Annotated in this window: 11 protein-coding genes; 3 read left to right on the forward strand and 8 right to left on the reverse strand. The window is 72.9% G+C overall.

Annotated features, from left to right (window positions below):
- Positions 1–21: 21 nt before the first annotated feature.
- The 4 genes from ACX27O_RS28370 to ACX27O_RS28385 are packed head-to-tail and all read right to left on the reverse strand — an operon-like array spanning position 22 to position 4,697.
- The gene (locus ACX27O_RS28370) at positions 22–864 is read right to left on the reverse strand and encodes a cytochrome c biogenesis CcdA family protein (RefSeq protein ID WP_458940375.1); all 843 of its coding nucleotides are present in this window, start codon (positions 862–864) and stop codon (positions 22–24) included.
- On the reverse strand, positions 861–1,541 hold the full coding sequence (locus ACX27O_RS28375; protein WP_458940376.1) for a TlpA family protein disulfide reductase: 681 nt from the start codon (positions 1,539–1,541) through the stop codon (positions 861–863). The genes ACX27O_RS28370 and ACX27O_RS28375 overlap by 4 nt, the downstream gene beginning before the upstream one ends.
- Before the next feature lie 52 nt (positions 1,542–1,593).
- Positions 1,594–3,057 carry an NADH-ubiquinone oxidoreductase-F iron-sulfur binding region domain-containing protein gene (locus ACX27O_RS28380; protein WP_357845275.1) on the reverse strand — a complete coding sequence of 488 codons (1,464 nt, stop codon included), beginning with the start codon at positions 3,055–3,057 and terminating at the stop codon, positions 1,594–1,596.
- Positions 3,057–4,697: a hypothetical protein gene (locus tag ACX27O_RS28385; RefSeq protein ID WP_358129465.1), complete on the reverse strand. Its 1,641-nt coding sequence runs from the start codon at positions 4,695–4,697 to the stop codon at positions 3,057–3,059. Before ACX27O_RS28385 ends, ACX27O_RS28380 begins: the two co-directional genes overlap by 1 nt.
- A gap of 279 nt (positions 4,698–4,976) precedes the next feature.
- On the opposite strand from ACX27O_RS28385, the gene ACX27O_RS28390 reads away from it, so the two are divergent.
- Positions 4,977–6,422 (forward strand): alpha-amylase, encoded by a 1,446-nt coding sequence (locus ACX27O_RS28390; RefSeq protein ID WP_210865424.1) that lies wholly within the window; start codon positions 4,977–4,979, stop codon positions 6,420–6,422.
- 75 nt (positions 6,423–6,497) lie between these two features.
- Positions 6,498–7,409, forward strand: coding sequence for a L,D-transpeptidase (locus ACX27O_RS28395; protein WP_458940377.1), 912 nt, complete (start codon positions 6,498–6,500; stop codon positions 7,407–7,409).
- Positions 7,410–7,425: 16 nt separating this feature from the next.
- Here ACX27O_RS28395 and ACX27O_RS28400 read toward each other — a convergent pair whose 3' ends face one another.
- Genes ACX27O_RS28400 through ACX27O_RS28415 form a run of 4 tightly spaced genes read right to left on the reverse strand, consistent with a single transcriptional unit; the run spans position 7,426 to position 10,913 of the window.
- The gene (locus ACX27O_RS28400) at positions 7,426–8,058 is read right to left on the reverse strand and encodes a response regulator transcription factor (RefSeq protein WP_210860621.1); all 633 of its coding nucleotides are present in this window, start codon (positions 8,056–8,058) and stop codon (positions 7,426–7,428) included.
- On the reverse strand, positions 8,055–9,185 hold the full coding sequence (locus tag ACX27O_RS28405; RefSeq protein ID WP_210865423.1) for a sensor histidine kinase: 1,131 nt from the start codon (positions 9,183–9,185) through the stop codon (positions 8,055–8,057). The genes ACX27O_RS28400 and ACX27O_RS28405 overlap by 4 nt, the downstream gene beginning before the upstream one ends.
- A 26-nt stretch (positions 9,186–9,211) precedes the next feature.
- Positions 9,212–10,012 carry an ABC transporter permease gene (locus tag ACX27O_RS28410; protein ID WP_030330338.1) on the reverse strand — a complete coding sequence of 267 codons (801 nt, stop codon included), beginning with the start codon at positions 10,010–10,012 and terminating at the stop codon, positions 9,212–9,214.
- Position 10,013: 1 nt separating this feature from the next.
- Positions 10,014–10,913, reverse strand: coding sequence for an ABC transporter ATP-binding protein (locus ACX27O_RS28415; RefSeq protein ID WP_210865422.1), 900 nt, complete (start codon positions 10,911–10,913; stop codon positions 10,014–10,016).
- A gap of 283 nt (positions 10,914–11,196) precedes the next feature.
- On the opposite strand from ACX27O_RS28415, the gene ACX27O_RS28420 reads away from it, so the two are divergent.
- The gene (locus ACX27O_RS28420; RefSeq protein WP_030330340.1) at positions 11,197–12,051 is read left to right on the forward strand and encodes an alpha/beta hydrolase; all 855 of its coding nucleotides are present in this window, start codon (positions 11,197–11,199) and stop codon (positions 12,049–12,051) included.
- Positions 12,052–12,093: the final 42 nt, after the last annotated feature.

Raw genomic sequence — 12,093 nt, forward strand, 5'->3', positions numbered from 1 at the left:
GTCAAGACCGACGCCGTCGCCTCAGGGACGACGAGGGCGGTGGGCGCGCTTCGCCACGAGCGCAGCCAGGAGCAGGGCGGCCAGGGCGGCCAGCAACACCGCCGGGCCGATCCGGTCGAGGGCGTCGGCCAGGGCTCGCTGGACCTGGGCGGCCACCCGGATGACCGGGTCGTGCAGCGCGTCGCGGCGACCGGCGGCCAGCCGTAGCTCGTACCAGCCGTACCAGGCGACGTAACCGCCGGCGAGCAGCAGCACCAGGCCGCTGAGGCGGGGCACCAACGCCCCGGCGACGCGCAGCCGGGCCACCAGGCCGTCGCGCAGCAGCGCCACCCCGAGCGCGGCGACAGCGACCACCAGACCCATCCCGAGGGCGTACGCGCCGAACAGCGCCAACCCCTGACCGGTCGAGCCGGCCTGGAGGCTGGTCACCACGATGGCCAGGAACGGAGCGATGGCGCAGCCGAGCGACGCCAGCGCGTACGCCGCGCCGAACAGCGCCATCGACGGCCAGGACCGGGTCAGTCGGGGCGCCCGGGCGGACCAGCCGGGGGTGGGCAGCCGCCGACCGGCGAGCAACCAGCAGCCGGCCACCAGCAGCAGCACGCCGAGCGCCACTGTCAACCACGGCAGCCGGGGCCGCAACCAGCCGGCCAGCGGCGCGAGCGCGAGGCCGAACGCGCCGAACACCAGCACGTACCCCACTGTCAGCCCGGCCGCCGCGGTGAGCGCGCGGCCGACCGCGCCGCGGGTGTCCGACGTCCCGGCGACCAACAGCGAGAGGTACGCGGGCAGCAACGCGAAGCCGCACGGGTTGACCGCGCCGAGCATGCCGGCGGTCAGCGCGAGCAGCAGTGCGCCGGTCACGCCCCGGCCAGTACGGCGACCCTGGCGGTGAGCGCCTCACCGTCCAGGAATCCCTGGTGGACGACCGTGCCGCTGCGGTCGATGACCACGAAGATGCTCTGCTCGGTCACCTTGAACCGCTTCCAGAGCACTCCCTTGCTGTCCTCGATCTGCGGTGTGCCGTCGAGCTCGAACTCGGTGACGAACTCCTTCATGGCCTTCCGTTCACCCAGCCCGGCCACGCCGACGATCGGCACGGTGTCCCGGTACTTCGGGGCGATCTCGGCCACCGTCCAGGCCTGACTGGCGCAGGTGGCGCACCACGGCGCCCAGAACCACAACACCACCGGTCTGCCGGCGAGCTGCGCCGCGTCGAACGCGGCCCCGCCGAGGGTCGTCCCGGTGAAGCGCAGCACGTCCGGGACCTGCACCGGAGCGGCCTGCGGTCCGCCGGTGGGCGAGGCGGTCGGCGAGGGCGGTGTCGCGGTCGGCGCGGCAACGACCGGGGCCGATCCGGCGGCGGTGGATCCGCCCGGCGCGGTGCCGGTGCAGGCGGCGACGCCGAGCAGGGCCACCACGAGTGCCCCAGCGGTGGCACCACGGCGTAGCTGCCCGGCCGCTGCCCAGCGGCTCAGCTGCCCGGCCGCTGCCCAGCGGCTCAGCTGCCCGGCCGCCGTCCACGTCCTGCTGATCCGCATCCGTTCCTCCGTCTCCGGTCCGGAAGGGACCCTTGCTGGACCTGAGGCTTACCTACTCGGCCTTGGCGAGTCGGAGGGCCAACTCGGGGCAGACCTTGACCGCCTTCAGCGCCCCCTCCCGCAGCCAGGTCGGCACGGGGGTGGCCGGGAAGGCGGGATATCCGTTCGCGTCGAGGCGGATGAAGTCCGGGACGACGTGCGCGCACAGGCCGTGCCCGTCACAGCGCGACCAGTCCAGGGTGAGCTTCTGCGGGTTCGCGTCGGGTGCGCCCGGCAGCCCCATCACGCCCTTGACCCGCCGGCCGCAGCCGTCGCCGGTGCTGTGCAGCCGCAGGTCCTCGGCGAAGACCTCGATCGCGGAGAGCGCGAACCGGGCGGTGCCGTCGGGGTGGCTGCACGCGCCCCGGCCCTTCACCTCGCCGGCCGCGGCCCGCACCACGTCGGCCGGTTGGCTGCCGGCGACGGCCAGGTCCACCGCGCGGGCCAGGTCCGGCAGGCCCATCTTGCACGGTCCGCACTGCCCGGCGGACTCACCGGCCAGGTAGCGCACCACCTGGGCGGCCTCCCCGAGCGGGCAGGTGTCGACACCGAGCGGGACGATGATGCCCGCGCCGAGCGTGCCGCCGACCGCTGCCAGGCCCTTGCGGGAGACCTCGGCCTTCTCCGCCGCCTCCGGGGTGATCCACTTGCCGTGGTAGCCGCCCATCAGGATGCCCTGGACGTCCGGCACCTCGCACAGGTCGAGGACGTCGCGCAGCGGCATGCCGGCGGTGCACTCCACAACGGCCGGTCGGCCGGCCGCCCCGGTCACGGTGAGCAGCACGGTGCCCGGCTCGTCGTCGGTACCGAGCGCCGCGTACTCGTACGGGCCCAGTCGGGCGCCGACGGCGAGCTGGGCGTACGTCTCGGCGTTGGACAGCAGGGTGGGCAGGCCGCTGACCCCGGAGTCGCTGGAGCGCTTCTTGGTGCCCGGCGGGATGTGCGGCAGCCCGTTGATCCCGTTGACAAGTGCGCCGCCCTCGCCGGAGATGAACCGGTGCGGCACTGTGACGATCGTTGTCTGCACCGGCATCCGGCGCTCGTCGAGGGCGTCCATCAGCGAGTCCCGGCCGACCCCGTCGTCCGCCACGCCGATCACGATCTCGTCGGCGTCCAGGGCGTACGCGGCCAGCGCCGCGCCGTCCAGGATCAGGTGCGGGGCGCGGGTCAGCAGCACCTTGTCCTTCCAGCTGGCCGGCTCCCCCTCGGTGGCGTTGACCACCACCACGGCGGCGAGGTCCTGCCGCTCGCAGGACTCCAGCACCGCGCGCAGTTTGCGGGCGAACGGGAACCCTGCCCCGCCCTTGCCCTTGAGTTGCATGCCCTCGGCGAGCCGGAGCAGTTGCGCCGGCTCCATCGGGCCGATCGGTCCGTGCACCTCCTCGTGCGCGATCAGGTCGAGTCGGCCGTACTCGGCGAAGCCGGCGGTGAGCCGGGGCTCGCCCACACAGGCGACCGGTGGCACGGCGGTGCGCATCACTTCGCCTCACCCCGCAGCCCGGCCCAGTACGCCCCGTCCACCGCGTCGGCGCTGGCCTTGCGCCGCTTGGACCGGCCCTCGCCGGCTGCCCGCTTGGCCCGCCGTGACGCCAGGTCGACAAGGGTGGGGGTGTCGTCGACGGGCACCTCGTCCGGCACGTACCGGGCCGGCGGACGCCAGTAGTCCGGCTCCTCGGGCAGGTCGTCCTCGGCGCTGTGCCGGCCGCTGCCGCTGCGCGGCGCCGACGAGATCGGGCTGCTGGAGATCGGGCCGGCCGAGATCGGCTCGACGGAGACCGGGCCGGCGGAGATGGGCTCGTCGGCCTGCCACCGGCGTGGACTGTCCCACGGCTCCTCGGCCTCGTCGAGGGTCGGCCGCGGCGGCGCCGAGTAGCGGCTGCCGTCGTCCTCGCTGCGGGACCGGCGACGGGACCGCTCGGCGGCCGGCTCGTCGACGCGCCGCCGGCCGGCTGGTGCCACCTCGTCGCGGGTACGCGAGGCGCGCCGCCGGGTCACCGGCTCGACCTCCTCCTCGTCGCGTCGACGGGTGTCGGTGTCGTCCACGCCGCGGCGGGCCGACCGGCGGGTCGTCGGCTCCTCCTCGGCGCGCCGGCCGCGCGAGGACCGTTCGGTGTCGCGGTAGGCCGCCGGCTCCTCCTCCCGTCGGCGTCGGCTGGGCCGGGTCGGTTCGACGAGCGAGCCGGGCTCGGGCACCACCGGGACGGTGAACCGTTCCGGGTCGCGGCGGGCGGGCGGGGCGGTCCAGGTGGCGGTGGCGGTGTCCGCCCAGGCGGGACGCTTGTCGGTGGCCTTCGGGCGCCGACCCAACCCGGCCAGCAGCGATCGGGCGGTCTTCGCCTCTTCGGCCCGGCCGACCATCACCGCGTTGCGCACCGCTGCCTGGTGCTGCTCGCGGCTGCGCCGACCGATGGTGACCGAGAACCGCACCAGCAGGGCCAGCACCACCAGCAAGACGCAGCCCAGGTAGCTGAACATCACCCAGGGCGCTGCGGCCCGACCGGCGTTGAGGCCGTGCAGGATGGCGAAGGGCCAGGCCAGGTACGCGGTCGAGTGCAGCGCGCGCCAGAGCCACCTCGGACCGACGCCCGCGAAGCGGGCGCGGATGATGCCGGTCCAGATCACGCTGACCATCAGCAGCGCGGCGACGGTGCCGAGCCCGACGTAGAAACCCCCGCCGCCGACGAACGGCACCAGCGCGTCGGTCGCCGCCGCCCGCCCCGTGCCGATCTTGGTGAGGACGTGGAAGCCGAGCCCGGCCACCCCCAGCACACCGGTGGCCCGGTGCGCCGACTGCATCAGCACCCGGTGCGGGATACGCAGCACCAGCCGGTCGGTGGCGAGCAGACCGAGCATGACGGTGAGACTCAACGACACCAGGGAGACCACCCCGGCGAAGAACTCGGTGAAGAAGAAGCCGTACGCGTACGCCGTCTGACCGGTGCCGGTCAGCATGATCGCCGCCCAGAGCGCGGCGAGCACCGAAGCGATCAGCAGGGCGCTCGCCGACCGGGACGGGGTGCGCACCCCCCGACTGCTGGCGGTGGTCCGGATCGTCGCCTTCTTGTCCTGCTGTGCCCGGGCCATCTGCTCCTCGATCGTCTCGCGGCGGCGTACCACCGGCCGACCCCTGCTCCCCCATCCAGTACGGACCGGCGGGGCGCGCGGATCACCCGCCGCGAAAAATTTCTGGGCCGAGATCGAACCGAGGGGCACGGCCGTGCGTTGCACCCCGCTCCCACCCACCAGATCGGACAGTGACGAACGTGCATGCATTGACACTCCGTGCAACACGCTTGTAACCTTTCAGCAAATTTCAGCCCGGGTTGCAAGATTCCGGCAACCCGGCGTTCCCCCACCGCACCACCACCCCCGCTCCCGCTCCCGTCAGGAGTCCCCATGCACCGACGTCGACGCGGCTCGGCGCTCCTCGCCCTCGGCCTGATCGCCAGCCTGCTCGTCCCCACCACAGTGACGGCACCCCCGGCCGTCGCCGCCCCGTCCGGCGGCAAGAAGGTCATCGTCCAGCTCTTCGAGTGGAACTGGCCCTCGGTGGCCAACGAGTGCCAGAGCACCCTCGGCCCGAAGGGCTACGGCTACGTGCAGGTCTCACCCCCGCAGGAGCACGTGCGGGGCAACCAGTGGTGGCTGGCGTACCAGCCGGTCAGCTACCGGATCGAGTCCCGCAAGGGCACCCGGGCCCAGTTCCAGTCGATGGTGAACACCTGCCACGCGGCCGGGGTCAAGGTGATCGTCGACGCGGTGGTCAACCACATGTCCGGTCAGGACAACGGCGGCACCGGCTGGGCCGGCTCGTCCTACTCGCACTACGACTACCCGGGCATCTACCAGACCCAGGACTTCCACCACTGCGGGCGCAACGGCGGCGACGACATCGCCAACTACAACGACCGGTACGAGGTGCAGAACTGCGAGCTGGTCAACCTCTCGGACCTGAAGACCGAGTCGGACTACGTCCGCACGAAGATCGCCTCGTACCTCAACGACCTGCTCTCCCTCGGCGTCGACGGCTTCCGGATGGACGCCAGCAAGCACATGCCGGCCGCCGACATCGCCGCGATCAGGGGCAAGCTGTCCCGCTCCGCGTACATCGTGCAGGAGGTCATCTACGGTGCCGGCGAGCCGGTCCAGCCGACCGAGTACACCGGCAACGGTGACGTGCACGAGTTCCGCTACGGCAAGGACCTGGCCCGGGTTTTCCGGTCCGAGCGGTTGGCGTACCTGCGCAACTTCGGCGAGGGCTGGGGGCACCTGCCCACCGGCCCGGCGTCGGTGTTCGTCGACAACCACGACACCCAGCGCGACTCCGGCGGAGTGTTGACCTACAAGGACCGGGGGATCTACGCCCTGGCGAACGCCTTCATGCTGGCCTGGCCGTACGGCTCCCCCACCGTCATGTCCAGCTACACCTTCAGCAGCCGCGACGCCGGCCCGCCGTCGGACGGGGCCAACAAGACACTCAACACCACCTGCTACTCCGGCTGGGAGTGCGAGCACCGTTGGCCGGTGATCGCCAACATGGTCGGCTTCCGCAACGCCACCGAGGGCGCCGGGGTGGCCAACTGGTACGACAACGGCAACAACCACATCGCGTTCAGCCGCAGTGGCAAGGGCTTCATCACCGTCAACGACGAGGACGCCGCGGTGAACGGTCGCTCGTACTACACGGGGTTGCCCGCCGGCCGGTACTGCGACGTCATCCACGGCACGTACGCGGGCGGCACGTGCAGCGGACCAGTGATCACGGTGGACGGTAACGGCTGGTTCGCGGCCAACGTGCCCGCGCACGACGCCGTGGCCATCCACATCGGCGCACGAATCTGATTCGGTCGGGGCCTCCGGGCGGCGGATTTCGCCGAACCGGGGGCCCCGGCGCAATCGCCACCATAGAGTGATTTCGTGTCGTTTGACCGAAAGACTCCGTCCCGCCGTCGCGGCGTCTGGGTGACCGCCGCCATCGGCGTACCCGCGCTGCTGGTGACCGCGCTGCTGGTCGGCCAGGCCCTCACCCCCAGCTCGACGGCCCCCGACGACAGCAGCGTGGTGGTGGCCGACCCGACCCCGAGCAGTGTGGAGCAGAGCCCGGACGAGTCGGTCCCCCCGGCCGCGCCCGCCCCGGACGGGCTGCCGGTGGTCGACTACGACCCCGCACCCGGCGGGTTCCCCGCCGATCCGGCCACCATGGACGTCACGCCGCTGACCGACGGCGCGCACCCGACCAGACGGATCGCCGCGTACGACGCGCCCGGTGGTCGTCCGCGCGCGTTCCTCGAACCGACGATCCGCGGTGTGGAGCTGACCATGCCGATCGCCCAGCGGCGGGCCGGCTGGACCGCCGTCCTGCTGCCCTCGGCCAACCGGCGGCTCGCCTGGCTGCCACCCGGCGGGTTCGAGACGGTGCCGCTGCGCGACCAGATCGTCGTCGAACGCAAGGCGCACCGGCTCACCTGGTACCGGGCCGGCAAGGCGGTGCGTTCCTGGGAGGTCAGCCTCGGCCAGTCCGGCCAGGAGACTCCACTCGGGCGGACCTTCATCCTGGGCCGCACCCCACCGCCGGAGTCGGTCTACGGCGGGGTGGACATCTACGCCCTCGGTTCGGTGCCGGACGATCCGGAGTCGGTGCCGGACGGGCTGCGCGGCGCGCACATCGGCGTGCACACCTGGCACAACGACGACGAGCTCGGCGAGAACACCACGAACGGCTGCATCCGGCTGACCCGCTCCGGGCAGCGGGAGCTGCTCGCCGAGGTCCGCCCCGGCAGCAGCGTGGTGGTGGTCGACCAACTGGCCGCTCCGCCGCCGACCGCCTGAGCGCCGGCACAGCCGGTCACTCGCCGAGCAGCCAGCCGTTCCGCTCGGCGACCCGGATCGCGTCGGCCCGGTTGCGGGCACCGGTCTTGCCGATCGCCGCCGACAGGTGGTTGCGGACCGTCCCCTCGGACAGGTGCAGGGCCCGGGCCAGGTCGGCGACGGTGCCGCCGCCCCGAGCGGTCCGCAGCACCTCGGTCTCCCGCTCGGTCAGTGGGCTCGCGCCGGTGGCCAGGGTCTCCGCGGCCAGCGTCGGGTCGACCACCCGCAGGCCGGCGTGCACCCGACGGACCGCGTCGGCGAGCTGCCGGGCCGGGGTGTCCTTGACCACGAACCCGCTCGCACCGGCCTCCATCGCCCGACGCAGGTAGCCGGGTCGACCGAAGGTGGTCACCACCAGCACCCGGCAGGTCGGCAGCGCCACCCGCAACGCCGAGGTGGCGGCGATCCCGTCCAGGCCGGGCATCTCCACGTCCAGCAGGGCGACGTCCGGGGCGCTGCGTCGCGCCTCGGGCACCACCTGGTCGCCCCGACCGACCTCGGCGACCACTGTCAGGTCCTCCTCCAGCGAGAGCAGGGCGGCCAGCGCACCCCGGACCAGCGCCTGGTCGTCGGCGAGCAACAGCCGAATCGGCGTCGAACCGCCGCTCACCGGGCCTCCTCCGGGGTGTGCACACGCAGCAGAAAACCGTCGCCCGTCGGCCGGCGACCGACGGTCACCACCGCGTCCAGTCGACGCGCCCGCTCCCGCAGGCCGACCAGCCCGTGCCCGCTCGCGTCGGGAGTGGACGGACCACGCCCGTCGTCACTGATCTCGACCCGATCCGGGTGCACCCGGATCACGCAGCACCGCGCCCCACTGTGCCGGACCACGTTGGTCACCCCTTCCCGTACCGCCCAGCCGAACAACCGGTCCCACTCCCGCGGCAGGTCCGGCACCTCGGTCGGCACGTCCGCCGCGATGCCCGCCGCGGCCAGCGCCGAGCGGGCGCCGGCCACCTCGGCGGCGAGGCTGACCTCGCGGTACGCCCCGACCGTCTGCCGTACGTCGGCCAACGCGGCCCGAGCCAACGCCTCCACCTCGGCGATCTCGGCGGCGGCCCGCTCCCGGTCGACATCGAGCAGCCGCCCGGCCAACTCGGCCTTGATCGCCACCACGGTCAGCGAGTGCCCAAGAATGTCGTGCAGGTCGCGGGCGGTGCGGGCCCGCTCCTCGGCGACCGCGAGCCGACCGATCTCCTGCTGGGCGGCCCGCAGTTCGCTGTTGCGCTGGGCCAACTGGGACACCCCGAACATGGCGAACGAGGCGAGCAGCACCGCGAAGACGATGCCGTGCTCCGCCTCCCACCCCGGCACCAGCCACGACGCCAGCACGGGGGTCACCGCGCAGAGCGCCACGACGGCCAACGCCTCCCACTGCGGCAGCAGGAAGACCGCCGCCGCGGCCACGTAGACCAGAGTGGCCAGCCAGTCCCCGCCGGTGCCCGGGAGGCTGGCCAGACCCACAGCGAGCAGCAGCGCCAGCCCGGCCCGCGCCCGGCCCGCCGGGATCGGCCGCAGGGACTGGCGCAGCTTGCGGGCCCACTGGAACAGCAGCACGTAACCGACGCTGAAGGCGACCAGGGTCGACACACCGAGGATCCGCCGCCACAGCTCCGGTTGGTGCAGCGCGGTGGCGAGCGGCACGTTGAGGAAGAACAACCAGACGGCGGCCAGCAGCCAGCCGGTGTACCGCCAGTGGCGGCTCACCTGCCAGGGCTGCCCCGTCGAGAGGTCCATCGGGATCACGCTAACCGCCCGGCCGGTCAGACCCGCGCGGTGTCCCGGCGGAACAGCCGGGCCGCGCCGACGCCGAAGACCAGTGCCCAGACGACGAGGTTGACCACCGCCGCCATGCTCACCCCGTCGCCGGTGAGGGGGGCGCGAGCCAGCACACCCATGCCGTACACCGGGGTGAACGTCGCGACCTGCTGGAGCACGTCCGGCAGCACCTCGACCGGGACGAACAGCCCGCCGAACATGGCCAGCACCGCCAGCACCGGGCCGATGATCTGCATGACGTTCTCGGCCGGCGCCAGGTACCCGATGAACAGACCGAACGCGGCGAAGACCAGCGAGCCGACCCAGGCGGCGAGCCCGGACAGCAGCCAGACGTACGCCGGGACGCGAACGCCGGCCACGGCGCCCACCAGGAACTCGATGACGACCGCGAGCAGGCCCAGGCTCATCGCGGTGATCAGCTTGGTCGCCACGTACGCCGCCGGGCGCAGCGGGGTGAGCCGCAACTGTCGGCTCCAGCCCAGCGCCCGTTCGGTGGCCACCGCACCACCGACGCTGGTGGTCGCCACCATGGCCGCGTACACGGCCAGGCTGATCATGACGTACGCCGTCACCGGACGGCCGTTGTCCAGTGACTGCCCGCCCTGCGGCAGACCGAAGATGAGGAAGAAGACGCCCGGCATGATCAGCGTGAAGGCGAGGGTGCGGCGGTTGCGCAGCACCCGGCGCAGCTCGATACCCAGGGCACCCGGGGCGAACCCGCCCAGTGCGGGCAGCCGACGGTCCGGCGTCGTGACAGCGGCGCGCGTGGAGGTGGAGGTGGTCATCTCAGGCTCCGGTCTGCGTGGTGGTCAGGGCGAGGAAGGCGTCCTCGAGGTTGCGGGAGGTGATCTCGACATCCCGGGCCGCGGTCCGGGTCAGCAGGTGTCGGGCGACAGCGTCCGAGTCGCCGGTCCGCACCAGCACGCTGTCGCCGCGCACCTCCACGGCGTCCACGCCGGGCAGTGCGGCGAGCGCGGCCTGGTCCGCGCCGGGCAGGGTGGCCCGCACGGTACGACCGGCGGCCAGGTTCTTGATCTCGGCGGTGGTGCCGTCGGCGACGATGCGCCCCTGCCGGACCAGCACGATCCGGTCGGCGTACGCGTCCGCCTCGTCCAGGTAGTGGGTGGCGAAGATGACGGTCCGTCCACGTCGGGCGTCGCGGCGCAGGGCCTGCCAGAAGTCCCGCCGGCCCTCGACGTCCATGCCGGTGGTCGGCTCGTCGAGCACCATCAGGTCCGGGTCGGGCAGCAGGGCCAACGCGAAGCGCAGTCGCTGCTGCTGACCACCCGAGCAGCGCCCGACCACCCGGTCGGCGATGTCGGTGATACCGGCCCGCTCCAACACCTCCGCCGCCGGGCGGGTGTGCCGGTAGAAGTGGGCGGTCATCCGCACCGTCTCGCCCACCGTGAGGTCCTTGAGCAGCCCGCCGGTCTGCAGGACGGCGGCGACCCGCCCCCGGGCCACCGCGTCGTCCGGGGTGCCGCCGAGGACGCGGACGGTGCCGGCGTCCGGGCGGGACAGCCCGAGCAGCATGTCGATGGTGGTGGTCTTGCCCGCCCCGTTCGGGCCGAGGAACGCCACCACCTCGCCGGGCTGCACCCGCAGGCTCAACCCGTCGACAGCGGTGACCGCGCCGAAGCTCTTGCTGAGGCCGTCCAACTCGACAGCCGGATGCGTACTGGTCATGGCACTGATACTCCGGCGGGGCGTACCCCGGTGCCCGGAGCGGTCGTCACCTCCCGGCCGTGACATTTGTCAGGGGCCGGACGCCACGGAGAGTGACCTCCGTGCGAGCAAACATCGCGACGAGCGTGATGCCCCTGAGTCATCACGATGCCCCTGTGTCATCACGCTCACTGCCACGTCCGCCTCCCGAACGCGACCCGCCGAGGCGAGCAACCGGCGGAGGAATTCCCGGCACGGCAGCGGGTAACCGCTGCCCCGGATGCCGCGACACCGGGGGGACGAGATGGGTGCCACGCCGCAGGGCCAGGTCGACACGGTCGTGCTGATCCACGGGCTCTGGATGACGCCGCGCAGCTGGGAGGGGTGGGCGCAGCGGTACACCGAGCGTGGCATGCAGGTCATCGCCCCCGCCTGGCCCGGCATGGACCGGTCGGTGGAGCAGTTGCGGGACGATCCCAGCCCGATCGCCGAGCAGAGCATCGCCACGATCGTCGCGCACTACGACAAGATCATCCGGGCGCTGCCGCGACCACCGATCATCATGGGGCACTCGTTCGGCGGCCTGTTCACCCAGATCCTCGTCGACCGGGGCCTCGGCGCCGCGGCGGTCGGCGTGCACCCCGCGCAGGTGAAGGGCGTGCTCAAGGTGCCGCTGAGTCAGCTGCGCTCGGGCTTCCCGATCCTGCGCAGCCCCGCCAACCGGAACAAGGCCGTCCCGTTCACCCCGGACGACTTCGCCTACACCTTCGGCAACGCCATGAGCCGGGAGGACTCCGACCGGGCCTGGCAACGCTACGCCGTCCCCGGTGCCGGGCGGGTCTACTTCGAGGGCGCGTTCGCCAACCTCGACCCGCGCTCGCCAGCCCGGGTCGACGTCGGGCGTAACGACCGGGCGCCGCTGCTGCTGATGGCCGGCGAGGTCGACCACGTCGTGCCGGCGTCGGTGGTCCGCGCCAACGCGGGGCTCTACCAGAAGTCGCGGGCGCTCACCGCGTACGAGCAGTTCGCCGGCCGCTCGCACTTCACCGTCGGGCAGGACGGCTGGGAGAAGATCGCCGACTACGCGCTCGACTGGGCGCTGCGGGCGGCGGCCCTGCCCCGGGAGGCCACCATCGCCAGCGAAGCCCCCCGCCGCTGACCGATCAGGCGAAGTGCCCTCGCATGCCCACGGCCTGGCGGG

This window comes from Micromonospora sp. SD19, assembly GCF_054462275.1.

Coding starts and splice junctions, on each gene's coding strand:
- ACX27O_RS28375 (WP_458940376.1), bottom strand. CDS start 1,541: ATGCGGATCAGCAGGACGTGGACGGCGGCCGGGCAGCTGAGCCGCTGG.
- ACX27O_RS28380 (WP_357845275.1), bottom strand. CDS start 3,057: ATGCGCACCGCCGTGCCACCGGTCGCCTGTGTGGGCGAGCCCCGGCTC.
- ACX27O_RS28390 (WP_210865424.1), top strand. CDS start 4,977: ATGCACCGACGTCGACGCGGCTCGGCGCTCCTCGCCCTCGGCCTGATC.
- ACX27O_RS28405 (WP_210865423.1), bottom strand. CDS start 9,185: ATGGACCTCTCGACGGGGCAGCCCTGGCAGGTGAGCCGCCACTGGCGG.
- ACX27O_RS28410 (WP_030330338.1), bottom strand. CDS start 10,012: ATGACCACCTCCACCTCCACGCGCGCCGCTGTCACGACGCCGGACCGT.
- ACX27O_RS28415 (WP_210865422.1), bottom strand. CDS start 10,913: ATGACCAGTACGCATCCGGCTGTCGAGTTGGACGGCCTCAGCAAGAGC.
- ACX27O_RS28420 (WP_030330340.1), top strand. CDS start 11,197: ATGGGTGCCACGCCGCAGGGCCAGGTCGACACGGTCGTGCTGATCCAC.